This window comes from uncultured Xylophilus sp., from assembly GCA_913776965.1.
Lineage (GTDB): Bacteria > Pseudomonadota > Gammaproteobacteria > Burkholderiales > Burkholderiaceae_C > Xylophilus.
This window is the reverse complement of the sequence record CAJYQL010000009.1, coordinates 1-19,577: the sequence shown is the minus strand read 5'-3', so window position 1 is coordinate 19,577 and position 19,577 is coordinate 1. Positions and strand designations below refer to the sequence as shown.

Here is a 19,577-nt window from a genome sequence, read left to right as displayed (position 1 = left end):
CGCCGGCCGATGCGCCGCCGCTGCTGCGCATGCAGGGCGCGGCCTATGCCACCGCGGTCGCCGAATATTTCCGCGACAAGGGCCAGCACGTGCTGCTGCTGATGGATTCGCTGACCCGCTATGCGATGGCGCAGCGCGAGATCGCGCTCGCCATCGGCGAGCCGCCGGCCACCAAGGGCTATCCGCCGAGCTGCTTCGCCAAGCTGCCGGCGCTGGTCGAGCGCAGCGGCAACGGGTTGCACGGCGTCGGCTCGATCACCGCGTTCTATACCGTGCTGTCGGAAGGCGACGACCAGCAGGACCCGATCGCCGATGCGGCGCGGGCCATCCTCGACGGCCACATCGTGCTGTCGCGGGCGCTGGCCGAGTCGGGCCACTATCCGGCGATCGACATCGAGCAGTCGGCCTCGCGGGTCATGCACAACGTCGCCTCGCGGGCGCACTTCGAGACGGCGCGGCGCTTCCGGGCGGTGTATTCGCGCTACCAGAAGGGCAAGGACCTGATCCAGGTCGGCGCCTACGTGCCCGGTTCCGACCCGGCGCTCGACGAATCGATCATGCTGCAGCCGGCGATGCAGGCCTTTCTGCAGCAGGGCATGCACGAGGCTTCGCCGATGCAGCACAGCCAGGAACAGATGGCCGGCGTGGTCGAGAGCCCGGGCGGCGGCGGAGCCTACGCATGAGCCGGGCCGCCTCGCCCGTCGCCGCCGGAGGTGCCGCATGGCCGCGGTGAACGGCGGCCTGCGGGTCGCGATCGAGCTGGCGCAGCGCCGGCGCGATGCCGCCGCCACCGACCTGGCCCGCGCCCGCGCCGGCGAAGCGGCGGCGCAGCACCAGCTGGACCAGCTCGAGAGCTACGCCGGCGAAACCGACGGCCGCTGGACCCAGCAGTCGCAGGTGCTCGCCTCGCCCGAGCTGCTGCAGACCCATTACCAATTCATGGCGCGGCTCTACCAGGCGATGGACATGCAGCGCAACGTGATGCGCCAGCACGTCCAGCAGGTGGCCCAGCGCATTGAGGCGCTGCGCGCGGCGGAGCTCCGCCTCGGCAGCCTGCAGAAGGTGGTCGCCCGCCACCAGCTGGAGGCCGAACGGCTGCAGCTGCGCCGCGAGCAGAAGGAGGTGGACGAGTTCGCCTCCCACCAGGCGCGCCGGACCGCTGCCGCACGGGAGGCCGACGCATGAGCGCCCCCGCTGTCCGCCCGCACCGCATCGGCCGCGCTCTGCGCAGGACCGTATCGACTTTCCAGGAGGCCTGACATGGCGATCGACACAACCACCGCATCTCCCACCGCCCACCGTGCCGCGGCCCGCAGCGACGCGTCGGCCCGCCACGGCGCGGCCGGCAAGGCGACCGGAGCGGCACCAGCCGGTCCGGCCGGCGGCTTTTCGGCGCTGCTCGGCGCGCTGGGGGCGGACGAGGACACCAGTGCCGACACGGCTGCGACCGGCGGCCTCCTGACCGCAGGCAGCGGCGACGCTGGCCTGCCGCAGGCAGGGGACGATGCCTCCGGGCTGCCGACGGCGGCCGACCTGGCAGCGGCAGGGCTGCTGGCAGGCGGCACGCCCGTGGCTACAGGCGCGGCGGTGGTCGACGGCGCGGGAATGGCAGTCGCCGGAGTCGTGGCGGAGACGGACACCACCGGCGTCGCTTCATCCACCGACCCGACCGATGCCTTGCGGCGTGCGCTGGGCGCTTCCGCGCGGGGTGCTGCCGGTGCGACGGGCGACGCGGGCCTGCCCGGTGCTACCGTCACCGGACCGGCAGGTCCTTCGACGGCTGCTTCCGGTGCTGCGCCCTCCGCTCTGCCGCCCACGGAGGCGACTATCCCGCACGAAGCGGTCGCACCGCTCGCCACCGATGCCGCCAGCAGCCGCCCGGCAGCGCCCGCCGGTGCCGTGCCCGCCACGGCGGGCGCCGAGTCCGGCCGCGCCGATGGCATGGCCGGCTACCGCACCATCTTCCAGCGCATGCAGCAGGCGATGGGCCATGCGCCGGCGGGCGGTCGGGCCGCCGCGGCCGCCGCATCCGGCACCGGCACCGCAGCGACGGCGGTCCAGGCCGCGGCCGATGTGCTGGGCGGCGCGGCCCTCACCGCGGTCACGGTGGCGACCGGGCCTGCCGCCACCTCCACCCTGGCGCTCGCCGACGGGTTGCATGCCCGCCTGGGCGGCGCAGCCGGCGATCTGGTGCGCACCCTGCTGCCGGCCGACCTGCCGGTCGGTGCCGGCAACGGCAATGCCTCGGATGCGCGCGACAGCCGCGACGGCGGCAGCAGCAATAACGACCGTCCGGCCGACGGCACCGCGGTCGCCGCGGCCGTCGGTTTCGGCGCCGCCCCGCCGTCCGACGCGCCGCAGGCCGCCGTTCCCGCGGCCGCCGATGCCGGTCTGCCGGCCGACGCGCTGGTGCAGACGCCCGAGGAGCAACTGGCGTCGCAGATCGGCCGCTGGGTCGGCCAGCGCACCCACAGCGCCTCGCTCAGCCTCGACACCCTGGGCGGTGCGCCGGTGGACGTGAAGATCTCCCTGTCGGGCAGCGAAGCCCATGTGGCCTTCCAGACCGACCAGGCCGATACCCGGGCGCTGCTCGGCAGCGCGGTGGACGAGCTGCGCCAGTTGCTGCAGGGCGAAGGCCTGGTGCTGTCGGGCGTCTCCGTCGGGGCGGGCGACGGCCGCGCGCCGGGCGGCGGCGGGACTGCGGACAGTCGCGGCGACACCTCCGGCAGCCGCGCCGCGACGGCGACCGCCGGCATCGGGCGCGGCGGACCGTCGACCGGCGGCACGGCCGCGACCGGCCCGGAGCCGGCGCCGCGCCGCCCGGCCGGCGCCACCGGCGGCCGCGCGCTCGACCTGTTCGTCTGACCGCGCAGGGCGCCGGGTTGCCGCACCCGGCCGCGCGTTTGAGGGGCGAATCTCCGGCTATTCGGACGACCGGGCAGGGCGGGCGCGCCAATAATGGGCGCTACCCGCCGTCCTCCTAGGGAAACCACTGCCGTGTCCGCGCCCGAAGCCTCCTCCGCCAAGCCGAAATCCAATAAGAAGCTGATCATCATCGTCTTGGCGGTGGTCGTGCTGCTGGCCGCTGCCGGCGGCGGTGCGCTGTTTTTCCTGAAGAAATCGCACGGCGACGACGAGGACGAGGAGGCCGCCGAGACCTCGCATTCCGCGCCCGCCAAGGCCGACGGCGCGCCGCCGACCTTCCTGCCGATCGAGAACATGGTGGTCAACCTGGCCGACCCGGGCGGCGACCGTTTCGCCCAGATCGGCATCACGCTGCAGGTGGCCGATGCCAAGGCGTCGGACCAGCTCAAGGCGCACATGCCGACGATCCGCAGCGCCATCCTGCTGCTCGCGTCGCAGCGCACCGCCGAGGAACTGCTGCAGCGCGACGGCAAGGAGAAGCTGGCCAAGGACGTCTTCGCCGAGGCCTCGCGGCCGTTCGGCTATGCGCCCGAGGACGACGAGGACGAGGCCGCCGACGCCAAGAAGAAAAAGAAGAAGTCCAAGCCCAAGAACCAGGCCGGCAATCCGGTCAAGGGCGTGTTCTTCTCCAGTTTCATCATCCAGTGACGACGACCGCCGGGAGCCGCCGACATGAGTGAAGCCTTTCTTTCCCAGGAAGAAGTCGATGCCCTGCTCGAGGGTGTCACCGGCGAGAGCCAGAAGATCGCCGAGGAGGTGGTCGAGGCCGGCGCGATCCGCGACTACGACATCTCCAGCCAGGAGCGCATCGTCCGCGGCCGGATGCCGACGATGGAAATCGTCAACGAGCGTTTCGCCCGCAACCTGCGCGTCGGCCTGTTCAACTTCATCCGCCGCAACCCCGAGATCTCGGTCGGCACGGTTGGCGTGCAGCGTTACAGCGCCTTCCTGCGCGAACTGGCGGTGCCGACCAACTTCAACATCGTGGCGATCCGGCCGCTGCGCGGCTCGGGCCTGATCGTCTGCGAGCCGGCGCTGGTGTTCGGCGTGATCGACACGCTCTACGGCGGTGTGGGCAAATTCCAGACCCGGATCGAGGGCCGCGACTTTTCGCCGACCGAGCAGCGGGTCATCAACCGCCTGGTGGACGTGATCTGCGAGGAATACAAGAAGGCCTGGAAGGGCATCTACCCGATCGAGCTGGAATACCAGCGCTCGGAAATGCAGCCCCAGTTCGCCAACATCGCCACGCCGAGCGAGATCGTGGTCTCGACCGCCTTCCAGCTGGAGATCGGCGACATCGTCGGCATGGTGCACATCTGCATGCCCTACGCCACGCTGGAGCCGATCCGCGACGTGCTGTTCTCCAGCACCCAGGGCGACTCGATCGAGGTGGACCGCCGCTGGGTCAAGCTGCTGTCGCGCGAGATCCAGGCCGCCGAGGTCGAGATGGTGGCCGAGCTGGCGACCGCCGAGGCCACCGTGGAGCAATTGCTCGCGATGAAGCCGGGCGACTTCATCGAGCTCGACCGCATGCCGCGGATCGAGGCCACCATCGGCGGCGTGCCGATGTTCTCGTGCCAGTACGGCACCCACAACGCCAAGTACGCGATCCGCATCGAGGAATCGCTGCGCGGCAACGACACCAACTGGATCGGAGAGAAGCATGGCATCTGAAGACACTCCGGGTGGCGACGACGACATGTCGGCCTGGGCCGAAGCCCTGGAAGAAGCCAAGGGCGCGCCCAGCCGCGAGGAGATGGAGGCCCAGGGCGGCCCGCTGTTCGGCGGCGCGCCGCACGTCGCCGCCTCGGCGATGACCGACGCCGCGCTCGGCGACATCAACCGGGTGCTCGACATCCCGGTCACGCTGTCGGTGGAGCTGGGCCGGGTCAAGGTGCCGATCAAATACATCCTGCAGCTGGCGCAGGGCTCGGTGGTCGAACTCGACGCGCTGGCCGGCGAGCCGATGGACGTGCTGGTCAACGGCTACTTGATCGCGCAGGGCGAGGTGGTGGTGGTCAACGACAAGTTCGGTATCCGCCTGACCGACGTGGTCACGCCGTCCGAGCGGCTGCGCCGGGTCAGCAAGGGATGAGCGGCAGCTCGTCGATGGTGCAGGCGCTGCTGTCGGTCGTCGTCTTCGTCGGCCTGATGGCGCTGGTGCCCTGGGCGATTCGCTGGCTGCAGCGTCGCGGCGGCCTGCGCGGGCTGGGCCTGCCGGCGCCCCGGCCGGGCGCCGACGGCCGGGTCGTCTCCGCGCTCGCGGTCGGGCCGCAGCAGCGGGTGGTGACGGTCGAGGTCGGCCCGCCCGAGGCGCGGACCTGGCTGGTGCTCGGCGTCACGGCGCAACAGATCACGCCGCTGCACCACATGCCAGCACCCGGTTTCGCGGCCGCGGCCGCCCAGGTGGCGGCACAGCCCACACCGCCCGCCGCCGGGGAGAGTTTCCGTGCGTAGAACGAACGCTGCGGCCTGCGGCACGGCCCTGCTGTGGGCCGTCGCGCTGCCGGCCTTCGCCCAGACGGCCGCGGGCGGATCGCCCAACGGCCAGCTGCCGCTCCTGATCGGCAGCAGCGCCGGCGGCACCAGCTTCTCGGTGCCGATCCAGACGCTGCTGTTCTTCACCGCGCTGTCGTTCCTGCCGGCGGTGCTGCTGATGATGACCTCCTTCACCCGGATCGTCATCGTGCTGTCGCTGCTGCGCCAGGCGCTCGGCACGCAGTCCGCGCCGCCCAACCAGATCGTCATCGGGCTGTCGCTGTTCCTCAGCTTCTTCGTCATGGGCCCGACCCTCGACCGGGTCTATACCGAGGCCTACCAGCCCTACACCGCCAACCAGATCACCTTCGAGCAGGCGCTCGACCGCGGCCAGGCGCCGATGCGCCAGTTCATGATGAAGCAGACCCGCCAGTCCGACTACGCGCTGTTCGCGCGGCTGGCGCGGCTGGAGCCGGGCACGACGATCGAGAACGCGCCGTTCCGGGTGCTGGTGCCGGCCTTCGTCACCAGCGAGCTGAAGTCGGCCTTCCAGATCGGCTTCATGATCTTCATCCCCTTCCTGGTGATCGACGTGGTGGTCGCCAGCATCCTGATGTCGCTCGGCATGATGATGCTGTCGCCGGTGCTGGTGGCGCTGCCGTTCAAGCTCATGCTGTTCGTGCTGGCCGACGGCTGGAACCTGCTGATCGGCTCGCTGGCGGCGAGTTTCGCGCAGTGATGCCGCCCGCCCCCAGGCTTGTCGGTCCGCTGCCGCGGCCCTTGGTGCGCCATCCCGTCGCCGGGCGCGGCACCGGCGGGCCGGCAGAGCCGGGCACATCGTGTGCTGGGGAAAGCGCCGTGGTCCGGAAAATTCTCGGGAGTGCTCGTCGATGAACCCGCAAATGGTGCTCACCACCGGCCAGGAAGCCCTGGTGATGATGCTCACCGTCTCGATGCCGATCCTGGCGGTCGTGATGATCGTCGGCCTGGTGGTCAGCATCATCCAGGCGATCACCCAGATCACCGAGCAGACGCTGTCCTTCGTGCCCAAGCTGATCGCGGCGGTGGTGGTGTTCGCGATCGCCGGTCCGTGGATGCTGACCACGCTGGTCGACTACCTGCGGCGCACGATCGAGTCGATCCCTACGCTCGCCGCATGACCGGACGCGGACGGCCGTCGTGATCTCGATCTCCGAGGCGCAGATCGCCGCCTGGCTGTCGCCGGTGCTCTGGCCGTTCCTGCGGGTGCTGGGGCTGTTCAGCGTGGCGCCGGTGTTCTCGCTGCGCTCGATCCCGATGCGCGCCAAGATCGGCCTGGCGCTGCTGGTCGCCATCGCCGCGCAGCCGAGCCTGCAGGGCCAGCCGGTGATCGGTGTCGATACCCCGGGTGCGTTCGGCGCGGTGGTGCAGCAGGTGGGCGTGGGCATCGCGATCGGCTTCGCGGTGCGGCTGGTGTTCAGCGCGGTCGAGCTGGCCGGCGAACTGATCGGCCTGCAGATGGGCCTGAACTTCGCAGCTTTCTTCGATCCTTCCTCCGGCGGGCAGGTCAGCGCCGTGTCCCGCTTCCTCGGCCACATGAGCATGCTGCTGTTCGTGGTGATCAACGGCCACCTGATGCTGCTGATGGCGGTGGTGCGCAGCTTCTCGGCGTTTCCGGCCGACGGCAACGTGCTGCAGGTGTTCGCGACGACCAAGCTGCATCTGCTCGGCGCCGAGATTTTTTCCAGCGCCCTCTGGATCGCGCTGCCGATGATCGGGCTGATGCTGTTCGTCAACCTGACGATGGGCATCATCTCGCGGGTCGCGCCGCAGATGAACATCTACGCGGTAGGCTTTCCGGTGACGCTCACCGTCGGCATGGCCGGCATCGCCGCGATCCTGCCGATGCTCGACCGGCCGGTGCTCGCGCTGATGCAGAAGGTGCTGGACCTGTTCGGCGGTTGACTGCTATCGAATCGATAGCTTTTGGCGCAGGTGGGGCGGGCGCTGGAGCCCCATTTCCATCTCAAACCAGCCCGTTGCGGATCGCGTAGACCGTCAGTTCGGCGTTGTTGGTCAGGCCGAGCTTTTCCAGCACCCGCGCGCGGTAGACGCTCACCGTCTTCGGGCTGAGCATCAATTCCTCGGCGATGTCCGACAGCCGGCGGCCAGAGGCGATCTTCAGCAGCGTCTGCAGCTCGCGCTCGGACAGCGCGGCATGCGGCTGCTCCAGCACCGGGCGGGACACGCTCTCGGCCAGCATCTGCGCCACCTCGGGCGTCAGGTACTTGCGGCCCTGGGCCACGGTGCGCACCGCGGTCACCAGTTCTTCCGGGTCGCCCGCCTTGTTCACATAGCCGTAGGCGCCGGCACGCAGGCAGCGGATCGCGTACTGGTCCTCGGGGTACATCGAGACCACCAGCACCCGGATCTCGGACGCCGTCTCCTTCAGGCTCGCCAGCACCTCCAGCCCACCGCGGCCGGGCATGTTCAGGTCCAGCAGCAGCACCTCGCATGCGTGGTGGCGCAGCGCCTCGCGCAATTCGCTGTAGCCGCCGACCTCCGCGGTCACGGTGATGTCCACCGCGTCGCAGAGCGTGTCGCGGATGCCGCGGCGCACCACCGCATGGTCGTCGCACAGCATCACCTTGATCATGGGGCCTCGCTTTCCGCGCCGGGCTCGGCCGGCGGCTCCAGGGGGATCGACAGCACGATCGAGGTGCCGCCGCCCGGCGGCACGCTGATGTCGAGCCAGCCGCCGACGGTCTGGGCGCGCGCCTGCAGGCCGCGCAGCCCGAAGGCCTGCGGCTTGTCGCGCGCATCGGGCGGCAGGCCGCGGCCGTTGTCGGCGATCTCCAGCGTCAGCAGGCCGCCGGTGCCCGACAGGTCGATCGTCACTTCGGTACAGCGGGCGTACTTGGTGATGTTGGTCAGGGCTTCCTGCGTGGTGCGGAAGGCGACTAGCTCCACCTCGGGCGTGAGCGCCAGGCGCCCGAGCGGTGCATGCAGATGCACCGGGGTGCCGGTGCGGCGCTCGAAATTCTCCACCAGCCACTGGATCGCCGCGGTCAGCCCCTGGTCCAGGATCGGCGGCCGCAGGTTCATCATGATCCGCTGGCTCGCGCCGATCGCATGGCGCAGCATCTCGGTCGCGGCCTGGGCATGGCCCTGCATCTCGGGATCGTCGGCATGGCGGCCGATCCAGGCGAGGTCGAACTTCACCGCGGTCAGGGCGCCGCCGATGTCGTCGTGGATCTCCCGTGCGATCGCCGCGCGCTCTTCCTCGATGCTGACCTGCAGGTGCTCGGCCAGCTCGGCCAGCCGCCGCTCGGAGGCGGCCAGTTCGCGCGCGGCGCGCTTGCGCTCGTGCTGTGCCTGCCGCACCTCGATCGCCCGGCCGATCACGTGCGGCAGCTTCGCCATGTCGTCCTTGAGCAGGTAGTCGTTGATGCCGCTGCGGATCGCCTCGACCGCCGCCGCCTCGCCGATCGCACCCGACAGCAGCACGAAGGGCGGCACGCCCGGCAGCCGGCGGCAGGCTTCCCAGGCGTCGAGCGCGGTAAAGCCGGGCAGCCGGTAGTCCGCGAGCACCACGTCGAAGCCGCCGGCCGTCAGGCCGTCGCGCAGCGCCTCGAGGCTCTCGACCCGCTGCATCTGCGCCGCCACTCCGGCCTGCTTCAGTGCCAGCCGCACCAGGGCATGGTCGGCCGGCGAATCCTCGAGGTGGAGGATGCGCAGCGGTGCGGCAGCCGCAGGCGGGGATGCGTCGGAAGCGTCGGGCATGCGGCTCGTATGATAGTTGTCGCTTACCGGCAAAGGCCGGCGGGGCGGTCCGTAGGGGAATCCCGATCGGTCGGGCCTGTTGCAGATATGTGTTAATCCTGCAGATTTTGTGCCGATATGTAGACGAAATGCCATGTGGCTCCGACAGAATACCGGCACACTGGCACAGCAATTGCGAATTGCGCACCACAGGCCACGCAGGGGACGACACACGATGCCATCAGCACATGCACACGACAGCAGCGGACCCGCGGTCCAGCTTCCGCTCATGGTCGTCGCCGAAGTGCAGGACTCCCTGCTCGTCGTCATGCACGACCTGCAGCGGCTGGAGGGTCTGCTCGCCCATGCGACCGACAACCTCATGTCGCGCTTCGGCACGGCCAACGCGCAGCTCGCGGTGCCGGCCCAGGAGCAGGGCGGCCCGGTCGCCGATGCGCTGTCGTCGCTGCGGCTGGCGGTCACCGAACTGCAGTTCCAGGACATGGCCTCCCAGCTGATCGCCCACACCACCCGGGTGCTGCAGGGCTGCGCCTTCCGGCTCGCCGCCGAATCCATGGGCCAGGAGGAGGGCGAGGAAGCCACGCCCTTCGCCGAGATCCAACCCGAACGCCCCAACCCGGTCACGCAGAGCGAGATGGACGCCGGTTCCGTCGAGCTGTTCTGACCCCGTCGCGAACCCTTTTTCGAAAAACGTTAGCTGGAGCTTTCAATGCTGTCGATCCTTGCTGTTGACGATTCCCCTTCCATGCGCAAGATGGTGTCGTTCACCCTCACCGGTGCCGGCTACCACGTGGTGGAGGCGGTGGACGGCCAGGACGCCTACGAGAAGGCGCAGACCGAGAAGATCGACCTGGTGCTGGCCGACCAGAACATGCCGCGCCTGGACGGCATCGGCCTGACCCGCATGCTGCGCGAGACGCCGAAGTTCAAGACCACGCCGATCCTGATCCTCACCACCGAATCCAGCGACCAGATGAAGCAGGCCGGCCGCGCCGCCGGCGCCACCGGCTGGCTGGTCAAGCCGTTCGACCCGAACCGGCTGATCGAAGTGATCCAGAAGGTGATCCGCTGATGCGGCACCCGACCCTCAAGGACACGGCGGCGAGCAGGGGAGCGACCCATGGCTGAACACGACAACGGCGGCGGAGGCGCGGACTTCGACCTCAGCCAGTTCTACGAAATCTTCTTCGAGGAAGCGGGCGAGAACCTCGACCAGATGGAGAAGATCCTGCTCGAACTCGACCTGAGCCAGGCCGACGACGAGGAGCTGAACGCGATCTTCCGCTGCGCCCACTCGATCAAGGGCGGCGCGGCCACCTTCGGCTTCGCCGACGTCGCCGAGCTGACCCACCAGATGGAGTCGCTGCTCGACAAGCTGCGCCGCCACGAACTCCAGCCCGCGCCCGCGATGGTGGACGTGCTGCTCGAATCGGCCGACGCCTCGCGCAGCCTGCTGGCCCGCCACCAGGCGGGCGGCGAGGGCGAGGCGCTCGACACCAACGACCTGGTACGGCGCATCGCCGCGCTGGCCGCCGGCCAAGTGCCGGCGCCTCCACCGCCACCGCCTCCCCCCCCGCCGCCGGCCCCGGTCGCCGCACCCGCACCGGCCGCCGCGGCGCCGGGTGGCGTGCGCGAACTCGAGATCCGCATCGGACCGCTGGAGCGGCCCGACCAGGCCGAGGCGCTACGTGAACTGTTCCGGGACATTCCCGGCCTGGGCACCATCGAGCCGCTGCCGAGCGACCGCGACGACACCCGCGTCTTCGCCGTGACGACCACCTCATCGGACGACGACCTGCTCGATCTGTTCGTCTTCCATGTCGCGAAGGAACAGGTCCGCATCGTACCCCGCGGTGCGGCCGCTGCCGATGCCGCTCCGGCGCCTGCACCGTCCGCGGCGCCTGCAGCGGACGCCGCCGCCGAGACCGATCCCGATCTGATCGAGGAAGCCGCAGCCGCCAAGCGTCCGTTCGGCTTCTTCCACGACGCGCCGGGCTCGCCGGTCGCCTCCTTCGGCCTGTTCGAGGGAGCACCGGGCGTGCCGGCCGGCGAGGGCACCGCGGCACCGGCCGCCGACGCCGCGCCGTCCCGTGCCGCAGGCGCGAAGTCCAGCAGCCAGAACCAGCTCGAGGCCACCACCATCCGCGTGGCGGTCAGCAAGGTCGACCAGCTGATCAACCTGGTCGGTGAGCTCGTCATCACCCAGGCGATGCTGGCGCAGAACAGCCAGGGGCTCGACCCGGCGATGTACCAGCAGCTGATGAGCGGCCTGGCCGACCTCGACCGCAACACCCGCGATCTGCAGGAATCGGTCATGTCGATCCGCATGATCCCGATGCAGACGGTGTTCAGCCGCTTTCCGCGGATGCTGCGCGACCTGGCGGCCCGGCTCGACAAGAAGGTCGAGCTGGTCACCCAGGGCGAGGCGACCGAACTGGACAAGAGCCTCGTCGAGAAGATCACCGATCCGCTGACCCATCTGGTGCGCAACAGCTGCGACCACGGCATCGAGCCGCCGGCGGCGCGCCTGGCGGCCGGCAAGTCGGAGCACGGCACGATCACGCTGTCGGCATCCCACCAGGGCGGCTCGATCGTCATCGAGGTGCGCGACGACGGCCGCGGCCTCAACCGCGACAAGATCCTGTCGAAGGCGCGCGAGCGCGGCATCCCGGTGTCCGACCAGATGTCCGACGCCGACGTCTGGGGCCTGATCTTCGCGCCGGGCTTCTCCACCGCCGACACCGTGACCGACGTCTCCGGCCGCGGCGTGGGCATGGACGTGGTCAAGCGCAACATCAATTCGCTCGGCGGCTCGGTGGAGATCGACTCCGCCGAGGGCTACGGCATGAAGGTGTCGGTGCGGCTGCCGCTGACGCTGGCCATCATGGACGGCATGTCGGTGCGCGTCGCCGACGAGGTCTACATCCTGCCGCTGTCGTCGGTGGTGGAATCCTTCCAGGTCGAGCCGGCGGCGCTCAACACGATCGCCCAGGGCTCGCAGCTGGTCAAGGTGCGCGAGGACTACATGCCGGTCGTCTCGCTCGACAAGGTGTTCCAGGTGCCGCGCGCCGGCCACGACCGGGACGGCAACATCATGGTGGTGGTGGAGTCCGACGGCAGCCGCGTGTCGCTGCAGGTCGATGAACTGCTCGGCCAGCACCAGGTGGTGGTGAAGAACCTGGAGTCCAACTACCGCAAGGTGCCGAACATCTCCGGCGCGACGATCCTCGGCGACGGCAAGGTCGCGCTGATCCTCGACACCGGCGGGCTGGTGCGCAGGGCGCGCCACTGATTCCGTCCCTACAAGAACAACCGCACAACTTTCATCGCAAGGAGCACGCACATGGGCGTCATGGACAAGATCGGCGACGGCGCCAAGACCGGCACCCGCGAGTACCTCACCTTCCGGCTCGACCAGGAGGAATACGGCATCGACATCCTGAAGGTGCAGGAGATCCGCGGCTACGAGCCGCCGACCCGCATCGCCAATGCGCCCGAATTCATCAAGGGCGTGGTCAACCTGCGCGGCACGATCGTCCCGATCGTGGACATGCGGCTGAAGTTCAACTGCGCCAATGCCGACTACAACAGCTTCACCGTCGTCATCATCCTGAACCTGCGCAACCGCGTGGTCGGCATCGTGGTCGATTCGGTGAGCGACGTGCTCGAACTCTCGCCGGACCACATCAAGGCGGCGCCGGACATCGAGAGCGTGGTGGACAACGGCTGCATTCTGGGGCTGGGCTCGGTCGGCGAACGCATGCTGATCTTGCTGGACATCGAGAAGCTGATGTCCAGCGTGGACATGGGCCTGGTCCCGGCGACCGCCTGATCCGGAGCATCCGTCGCCCATGTCTGCCGTGCGCGACACCCCTCTGGCCGCGCCGCCGGAGCCGGGCATGCAGGGCCGCGAATTCGTCTGGACCGACCGCGACTTCGCCCGGGTCCGAGCGCTGATCTACCAGCGCGCAGGCATCAACCTGCACGAGGGCAAACATGCGATGGTCTATAGCCGGCTGTCGCGCCGGCTGCGCGAGACCGGTTACGACAGCTTCCACGACTACCTCGGCTGGCTGGAGTCGCACGACGGCGCGGAGTGGCAGGAGTTCATCAACGCCCTGACCACCAACCTGACCTCGTTCTTCCGCGAGCAGCACCACTTCGAAGTATTCGCGCAGCTGCTCGCCACCCGGCCGGCGGGGCCGTGGAGCGTCTGGTGCAGCGCCGCCTCGACCGGCGAGGAGCCGTACTCGATCGTCATGACCGCGCTGGAGACGCTGCAGCCTCACGCGCAGTTCAAGCTCTCGGCCAGCGACATCGACTCCAAGGTGCTGGCGCATGCCGCACAGGGCATCTACCGGCTCGACGGCCTGAAGGGCCTGACGCCCGCGCGCCTGCAGCGCTTTTTCCTGCGCGGCAAGCAGAGCAACGCCGGGTTGCTGCGGGCCAAGCCGGAACTGCGCAAGCCGATCGATTTCCTCAGCGTCAACCTGATCCGCGACGACTGGCCCTTCCGCGAGCCGTTCGACGCCGTTTTCTGCCGCAACGTGATGATCTATTTCGATGCTCCCACCCAGCGCCGCGTGCTCGAGCGCATCCATCGGGTGATGAAGCCCGGCGGCCTGCTGTTCGTCGGCCATGCCGAGAACTTCAGCGAGTCACGCGACCTGTTCACACTCAAGGGAAAGACGGTCTATGAGCGTCGCTGACACCCTGGCCGCCCGCGCGCCGGCGGCACCGCCGCGCGCACGCGGGTCCTCGCTCGAAGCGCTGAAGGCCCAGCCGCGCAAGAGCAGCGAGGCCTCGTTCTTCTACTTCGACCACCACTTCCAGTACAACGCGGTGAAGGTGCTGCCGGGCGAGTACTTCGTCTCGAACGAGGAACTGGTCATCATGACGGTCCTCGGCTCCTGCATCGCTGCCTGCCTGTGGGACAGCCGCGCCGGCATCGGCGGCATGAACCACTTCATGCTGCCCGACAGCGACAGCTCCGACGCCTCGGGCCGCTACGGCTCCTACGCGATGGAACTGCTGATCAACGAGATGATGAAGGCCGGCGCCCGGCGCGAGAGCCTGCAGGCCAAGATCTTCGGCGGCGCGCAGGTGATGGCCGGCTTCACCACGATGAACGTCGGCGAGCGCAACACGCAGTTCGTCAAGGACTACCTGCGCACCGAACGCATCCCGATACTGTCGGAAGACGTGCTCGACATCCATCCCCGCAAGGTCTGCTTCTTCCCGGTCAACGGCAAGGCGATGGTCAAGCGCCTGGCCCATGCCCATCCGGAGGCGCTGGTCAGCCAGGAACGTCGCGGCAATGCGGCGACGGTGGCGCAGACCACCTCGGGCGGGTCGGTGGACCTGTTCTGAGCCCCGCGCGCGCATCCGGCTGCGGATGTTTCGCGCGCACAGAGAAGAAGAGACTCGCATGAAGAAGATCCGCGTCATCGTCGTCGACGACTCGGCCCTGGTCCGCAGCCTGCTGGCGGAGATCATCAACCGCCAGCCGGACATGGAGTGCATCGGCACCGCCAACGATCCGCTGGTGGCCCGCGAGATGATCCGCGAGAAGAATCCCGACGTGATCACCCTGGACGTCGAGATGCCCCGCATGGACGGTATCGATTTCCTCGGCCGGCTGATGCGGCTGCGGCCGATGCCGGTGGTGATGATCTCCACGCTGACCGAACGCGGCGCCGAGGTGACGCTGCGGGCGCTGGAACTGGGCGCGACCGACTTCGTCGCCAAACCCCGCATCGGCGTGGCCAGCGGACTGAACGACCTGGCGACCCAGATCGTCGAGAAGATCCGGATCGCCGCGTCGGCCCAGATCCGCCGGGCGCCGGCCCCGGCCGCGGCGCGGACCGGCGACGCGCCTGCGGCGGCGCCGGCGATCCCGTCCGGCACGCTGCTCGGCCGGGTGTCGACCGAGAAGCTGATCTTCATCGGCGCCTCTACCGGCGGCACCGAGGCGATCCGCCACATCCTGACCCAGTTGCCGGCCGACTGCCCGGGCATCGCGATCACCCAGCACATGCCGCCCGGCTTCACCACCAGTTTCGCCGCGCGGCTCGACACGTTGTGCCGCATCACGGTGAAGGAAGCCGTCCACGGCGAGCGCATCCTGCCGGGCCATGCCTACATCGCGCCGGGCGGCCGCCAGTTCAGCGTCGGTCGCAGCGGCGCCAACTACGTCGCGGTGGTGGAGGAGGGCGAGCCGGTCAACCGCCATCGTCCGTCGGTGGAGGTGCTGTTCCGCTCGGCCGCCCATGTCGCCGGGCGCAACGCCGTCGGCGTCATGCTGACCGGCATGGGCGCCGACGGCGCCCGCGCGATGCGCGAGATGAAGGACGCCGGCAGCTACAACTATGTGCAGGACGAGGCGAGCTGCATCGTCTTCGGCATGCCGCGGGAAGCGATCGCCCACGGCGCGGCCGACGAGGTGCTGCCGCTCGACCAGATCGCCCCGGCCCTGATGGCGCGGCTGCATGCGCCGGACCGGGTGCACCACCGTATCTGATCCGACGGAAATAGGCCTCTTGCGCAGTTGGGATATGCGCAAGTAGCTATTAATTTCATAGCATTTCGTCCGGCGCGAACGGACCGATCACCTTGAGCATCAGTTGGAGCCCGGTGCTGGCATCGGGCTCGCGTTCCAGTACTTGGCCGGCACGCTCGCGGTCGTGGGCCGGCGGGTGCCAGCGCAGGCGGTCGCCCTGCAGCTCCAGCCGGTAGCTGTCGGCAAACGATTCCTCGATGTTCTCGGTCATCTCGCGCGACAGCGGGCGGCTGCGGATCACGATGCCGACCTCGGTGTTCTGCAATGCTGAGCGCAAGTCGAGGTTCATTGAGCCGACCACCAGCAGCCGGCCGTCCACCACCAGCGCCTTGGAATGCAGGCTGGAGCGCGACTGCGGCGTCGAGCCCAGGATGCGCCGCCGGGTGTCCCCGCGCGACTGCAGCTCGTACAGCTCGACCCCGGCGCGCAGCAGGGCAGGCCGGTAGCGCGCGTAGCCGACGTGCGCGAGCGGTGCGTCGTTGGACGCGAGCGAATTCGTCAGCACCCGCACCCGCACACCCCGCGCACGGAGCGACTCGAACACCCCCATCATCTTGTCGCCCGGGACGAAGTACGGCGACACGATCAGCAGATCGCTGCGGGTCTGCTCGATCAGGCGCATCAGGTCGCCGACGACCGTTTCGTCCTGGTCGTCGGGATCGTCGGAGTCGATCTTGGACGGATGGTCGCTCAGCAGCACTGCCGGCGCCCAGGTGAGCTGGAGGCGGCCGTCCAGGATCTGCCGGGCGATGCCGGCCGCGCCAGGCACCGGTTTCGGCGGCGGCGTGTCGCCGGCTGGAGCAGCGGCTGTCGGGGTGGCGGGGTGCGTTTCCGGCAGCGGAACCTCGGTCGGCACCGGCGCAGCACGGGGGTGCAGCAGGCGCTCCCGTTCGGCGGGCGTGAGTAGGGTGCGCGCGGGATAGGCCAGCTCGTGGTTCCAGTAGGTGTCGAAGCTGCGCGACAGCTGCTGCACCAGCGGCCCGGCCACCAGCAGGTCCAGATCGAGAAAATTGCTTTTCTCGCCCTGACCGAAGTATTCGTCGCCGAGGTTGCGGCCGCCGGTCACCGCCATCACGTTGTCGGCGATGAAGGCCTTGTTGTGCATGCGCTGCTGGATGCGCTGAAAGTCGAACAGCGAACCGACGATCCGGCCCACCTGCGACGCCCGCGGTCCGGACACCGGATTGAACAGCCGGACCTCGATGCCCGGCACCGAATCCAGACGCAACACCTTCGCGTTCTCGCCGGCGGCGTTGAAGTCGTCGATCAGCACCCGGACCCGCACGCCCCGCGCTGCCGCCGCCGCCAGGTGCTCCATCAGTGCTTCGGTCGAACTGTCGTAATGGATGCTGTAGTACTGCAGGTCCAGCGTTTTCTCGGCCGCATCGATCAGGGCCAGGCGGCTGCCGTACGCGCTCTCAACCGTGCCGAGCAGACGGAAGCCGGCACGCTGGTCCGGCGCTGTCGTCTCCTGGCGCGATGCCGGCGGCGTCAGCGCCGCGACTTGTTGCGCCAGTCGGGTCGACGTCGCAGCAGGCAGGGCATGGGATGCGGTGCGGCTCGTATTGGGCGGCAGACTGCCGCAGCCGGTCAGCGCCAGCGCTACGGCCAGCCCGGCCGTTCGTCCCCAGGCGGACACACGCGGAAAGAAGAATCGGAGAACAGAGGAGGGCGTGGGCGGCATGTAAAAGTGCGCGTCAGATGCGCACAACCACCGTACCGCGGCCCGGCCTCCTGTCTGTCGGACGGCGGCTTCGGGCAGACGCGCTTCAGGACGACAGTTCCGTCCAGCGCTCCAGTGCCGCCATCAGCAGGTCGTCGATTTCCAGCAGCCGGTTCGCCAGCGTCGCGGCCCGGGTCGCGTCGGTGCCGTAGAGGCTGCCGTCGGCCAGGGTCGCCTGGATGTCGGCCTGCTCCTGTTCCAGTGCAGCGATGCGGTCCGGCAGCTCGTCCAGTTCCCGCTGTTCGCGGTAGCTCAGTTTCTTGCGCGCGGCCGGGCGTTCCGCAGGCGCCGCTGCCGGGGCCGCGACCGGCGCCATCGCCGGCGGCGGCGCGGCAGCATCGGGCTTGCGGGACGCGATCTCGCGTGCCCGGCGCGACTGGGTGAGCCAGTCTTCCACGCTGCCTTCGTATTCGCGCCACCGGCCGTCGCCTTCGCTCACCAGCGTGCTGGTCACGACGTTGTCGAGGAAGGTCCGGTCGTGGCTGACCAGGAAGACGGTGCCGTCGTAGTTCTGCAGCAGGTCTTCCAGCAGTTCCAGCGTGTCGATGTCGAGGTCGTTCGTCGGTTCGTCGAGCACCAGCACATTGGTCGGCCGGGCAAACAGGCGGGCCAGCAGCAGCCGGTTTCGCTCGCCGCCGGACAGCGAGCGCACCGGCGATGCGGCACGTGCCGGCGAGAACAAAAAGTCGCCCAGGTAGCTCTTCACATGCTTGCGCTGGCTGCCGATCTCGATCCATTCGCTGCCGGGGCTGATGAAATCCTCGAGCGTTGCATCCAGGTCGAGCGCTTGGCGCATCTGGTCGAAGTACGCCACCTGCAGGTTCGCGCCCTGGCGCACTTTGCCGGCATCCGGGGCCAGTTCGCCGAGGATCAGTTTCAGCAGCGTCGTCTTGCCGGCGCCGTTCGGGCCGATCAGGCCGACCTTGTCGCCGCGCAGGATGGTGCTGGTGAAGCCCCGCACGATCGGACGGTCCCCGTAGGACTTGGCCACATCGGTCAGCTCGGCCACGATCTTGCCGGACGGCAGGCCCGAGGCCACATCCATCTTCACGCTGCCGAGCGCCTCGCGCCGCGAAGCCCGCGCACTGCGCAGGCGTTCCAGCCGGCCGACCCGGCTCTGGCTGCGGGTCCGGCGCGCCTCGACCCCTTTGCGGATCCAGACTTCTTCCTGCGCCAGCAGTTTGTCGGCCTTCGCGTTGATCACCGCCTCCTGGGCGAGCTGCTCCTCCTTTTGAAGCAGGTACTGCGCGAAGTTGCCAGGATAGGACCGCAGTTGCCCGCGGTCCAGCTCGACGATGCGCGTCGCCACGACGTCGAGGAAGGACCGGTCGTGCGTGATCGTCACGATGCTGCCCTTGAAGTCGACCAGCAGGTTCTCGAGCCACTCGATCGAATCCAGGTCGAGGTGGTTGGTCGGTTCGTCGAGCAGCAGCACATCCGGCTTGGCGACCAGCGCCTGCGCCAGCGCGACCCGCTTGCGCGTGCCGCCCGAGAGACTGCCGACGATCGCCGATCCGTCGAGATGCAGGCGGTCCAGCGTCTCTTCGACCCGCTGCTCCCAGTTCCAGGCATCGAAGGCCTCGATCTGCGTCTGGAGTGCATCCAGGTCGGCATGGGCGTCACCCGACAAGTACAGGTCGCGCAGCGCGATCACTTCGCCCAAGCCGGCACTCGCCGCTTCAAAGACGGTGGCCGTCGAGGCCAACACCGGCTCCTGCGCGACATAAGCCACACGGATCCCCTGTTGCATCTGCAGCGTCCCGTCGTCCGGCTTCTCCAGTCCTCCCAGGATCTTGAGGAGGGAAGACTTCCCCGCCCCGTTGCGACCGATGAGCCCGACACGCTCGACGCTCTCCAAAGAGAATGCCGCGTGGTCAAGAAGAGGGACGTGGCCAAAGGCCAGCTGGGCGTCCAGCAGTGTGATGAGAGACATGGCGAATTATCGGGCGCGGCGATGGAAAAGATCGGATCAGTCGCCCAGCCGCAAAAACCTGTGCTAAATTCGAGGGCTTCGCTGCAGCGGCCTGGAGTTTTCCGGTGGCAGTTGGCGGGGCGGGGTTGATGAGGTGGTGTCGGGATTCTTTTTCAGGCGGGTCGAAAGATTTGTCTGGATGGGTGGAAAAACCG

At 69.0% G+C, this 19,577-nt stretch carries 20 protein-coding genes and 1 pseudogene; 17 read left to right on the top strand and 4 right to left on the bottom strand.

Annotated features, from left to right (window positions below; translation table 11 throughout):
- From QZ500_RS01145 to fliR, 10 genes and pseudogenes are all read left to right on the top strand, one after another.
- Positions 1-683: pseudogene (locus tag QZ500_RS01145) on the top strand (flagellum-specific ATP synthase FliI); the annotation flags it as partial.
- A 37-nt stretch (positions 684-720) separates the two neighbouring features.
- Positions 721-1,185: a flagellar FliJ family protein gene (locus tag QZ500_RS01140; protein ID WP_295849795.1), complete on the top strand. Its 465-nt coding sequence runs from the start codon at positions 721-723 to the stop codon at positions 1,183-1,185.
- Between the two features lie 75 nt (positions 1,186-1,260).
- Positions 1,261-2,865 carry a flagellar hook-length control protein FliK gene (locus QZ500_RS01135; RefSeq protein ID WP_295849793.1) on the top strand — a complete coding sequence of 535 codons (1,605 nt, stop codon included), beginning with the start codon at positions 1,261-1,263 and terminating at the stop codon, positions 2,863-2,865.
- Positions 2,866-2,997: 132 nt separating this feature from the next.
- A complete protein-coding gene (locus tag QZ500_RS01130) occupies positions 2,998-3,573 on the top strand; it encodes a flagellar basal body-associated FliL family protein (RefSeq protein WP_295849791.1) in 576 nt (191 codons plus the stop codon).
- 24 nt (positions 3,574-3,597) lie between these two features.
- Positions 3,598-4,602, top strand: coding sequence for a flagellar motor switch protein FliM (gene fliM / locus QZ500_RS01125; RefSeq protein WP_295849789.1), 1,005 nt, complete (start codon positions 3,598-3,600; stop codon positions 4,600-4,602).
- Positions 4,592-5,023, top strand: coding sequence for a flagellar motor switch protein FliN (fliN, locus tag QZ500_RS01120; protein ID WP_295849788.1), 432 nt, complete (start codon positions 4,592-4,594; stop codon positions 5,021-5,023). The genes fliM and fliN overlap by 11 nt, the downstream gene beginning before the upstream one ends.
- On the top strand, positions 5,020-5,385 hold the full coding sequence (locus QZ500_RS01115; RefSeq protein ID WP_295849786.1) for a flagellar biosynthetic protein FliO: 366 nt from the start codon (positions 5,020-5,022) through the stop codon (positions 5,383-5,385). The genes fliN and QZ500_RS01115 overlap by 4 nt, the downstream gene beginning before the upstream one ends.
- A 46-nt stretch (positions 5,386-5,431) precedes the next feature.
- Positions 5,432-6,145 (top strand): flagellar type III secretion system pore protein FliP, encoded by a 714-nt coding sequence (gene fliP / locus QZ500_RS01110; RefSeq protein WP_295849797.1) that lies wholly within the window; start codon positions 5,432-5,434, stop codon positions 6,143-6,145.
- Positions 6,146-6,296: 151 nt separating this feature from the next.
- Entirely contained in the window at positions 6,297-6,566 is a 270-nt protein-coding gene (gene fliQ / locus QZ500_RS01105; protein WP_295849783.1) for a flagellar biosynthesis protein FliQ, read from the top strand.
- 19 nt (positions 6,567-6,585) lie between these two features.
- Positions 6,586-7,350 (top strand): flagellar biosynthetic protein FliR, encoded by a 765-nt coding sequence (gene fliR / locus QZ500_RS01100; protein ID WP_295849781.1) that lies wholly within the window; start codon positions 6,586-6,588, stop codon positions 7,348-7,350.
- Positions 7,351-7,411: 61 nt separating this feature from the next.
- On the opposite strand, the gene QZ500_RS01095 is transcribed toward fliR, so the two are convergent.
- Positions 7,412-8,041 (bottom strand): response regulator transcription factor, encoded by a 630-nt coding sequence (locus QZ500_RS01095; RefSeq protein WP_295849780.1) that lies wholly within the window; start codon positions 8,039-8,041, stop codon positions 7,412-7,414.
- Entirely contained in the window at positions 8,038-9,168 is a 1,131-nt protein-coding gene (locus QZ500_RS01090; protein WP_295849778.1) for an ATP-binding protein, read from the bottom strand. Before QZ500_RS01090 ends, QZ500_RS01095 begins: the two co-directional genes overlap by 4 nt.
- A gap of 268 nt (positions 9,169-9,436) precedes the next feature.
- Between QZ500_RS01090 and QZ500_RS01085 the strand changes: the two genes are divergently transcribed.
- From QZ500_RS01085 to QZ500_RS01055, 7 genes are read left to right on the top strand one after another with little or no spacing between them, the layout of a single operon-like run.
- Positions 9,437-9,832 carry a hypothetical protein gene (locus QZ500_RS01085; protein WP_295849776.1) on the top strand — a complete coding sequence of 132 codons (396 nt, stop codon included), beginning with the start codon at positions 9,437-9,439 and terminating at the stop codon, positions 9,830-9,832.
- Positions 9,833-9,877: 45 nt separating this feature from the next.
- The gene (locus tag QZ500_RS01080) at positions 9,878-10,240 is read left to right on the top strand and encodes a response regulator (RefSeq protein ID WP_295849774.1); all 363 of its coding nucleotides are present in this window, start codon (positions 9,878-9,880) and stop codon (positions 10,238-10,240) included.
- A 48-nt stretch (positions 10,241-10,288) separates the two neighbouring features.
- Positions 10,289-12,460, top strand: coding sequence for a chemotaxis protein CheW (locus tag QZ500_RS01075; protein WP_295849772.1), 2,172 nt, complete (start codon positions 10,289-10,291; stop codon positions 12,458-12,460).
- A gap of 51 nt (positions 12,461-12,511) precedes the next feature.
- Positions 12,512-13,000: a chemotaxis protein CheW gene (locus QZ500_RS01070; RefSeq protein ID WP_295849771.1), complete on the top strand. Its 489-nt coding sequence runs from the start codon at positions 12,512-12,514 to the stop codon at positions 12,998-13,000.
- Positions 13,001-13,019: 19 nt separating this feature from the next.
- Positions 13,020-13,877 carry a CheR family methyltransferase gene (locus QZ500_RS01065; protein WP_295849769.1) on the top strand — a complete coding sequence of 286 codons (858 nt, stop codon included), beginning with the start codon at positions 13,020-13,022 and terminating at the stop codon, positions 13,875-13,877.
- Positions 13,864-14,538 carry a chemoreceptor glutamine deamidase CheD gene (gene cheD, locus QZ500_RS01060; RefSeq protein ID WP_295849767.1) on the top strand — a complete coding sequence of 225 codons (675 nt, stop codon included), beginning with the start codon at positions 13,864-13,866 and terminating at the stop codon, positions 14,536-14,538. Before QZ500_RS01065 ends, cheD begins: the two co-directional genes overlap by 14 nt.
- A gap of 58 nt (positions 14,539-14,596) precedes the next feature.
- Positions 14,597-15,688, top strand: a complete 1,092-nt coding sequence (locus QZ500_RS01055; RefSeq protein ID WP_295849765.1) for a chemotaxis response regulator protein-glutamate methylesterase — start codon at positions 14,597-14,599, stop codon at positions 15,686-15,688.
- A 55-nt stretch (positions 15,689-15,743) separates the two neighbouring features.
- On the opposite strand, the gene QZ500_RS01050 is transcribed toward QZ500_RS01055, so the two are convergent.
- Both QZ500_RS01050 and QZ500_RS01045 read right to left on the bottom strand, forming a co-directional pair.
- Positions 15,744-17,411 carry a phospholipase D family protein gene (locus tag QZ500_RS01050; protein WP_295849763.1) on the bottom strand — a complete coding sequence of 556 codons (1,668 nt, stop codon included), beginning with the start codon at positions 17,409-17,411 and terminating at the stop codon, positions 15,744-15,746.
- An 85-nt stretch (positions 17,412-17,496) separates the two neighbouring features.
- Positions 17,497-19,383 carry an ATP-binding cassette domain-containing protein gene (locus QZ500_RS01045; RefSeq protein ID WP_295849761.1) on the bottom strand — a complete coding sequence of 629 codons (1,887 nt, stop codon included), beginning with the start codon at positions 19,381-19,383 and terminating at the stop codon, positions 17,497-17,499.
- Positions 19,384-19,577: the final 194 nt, after the last annotated feature.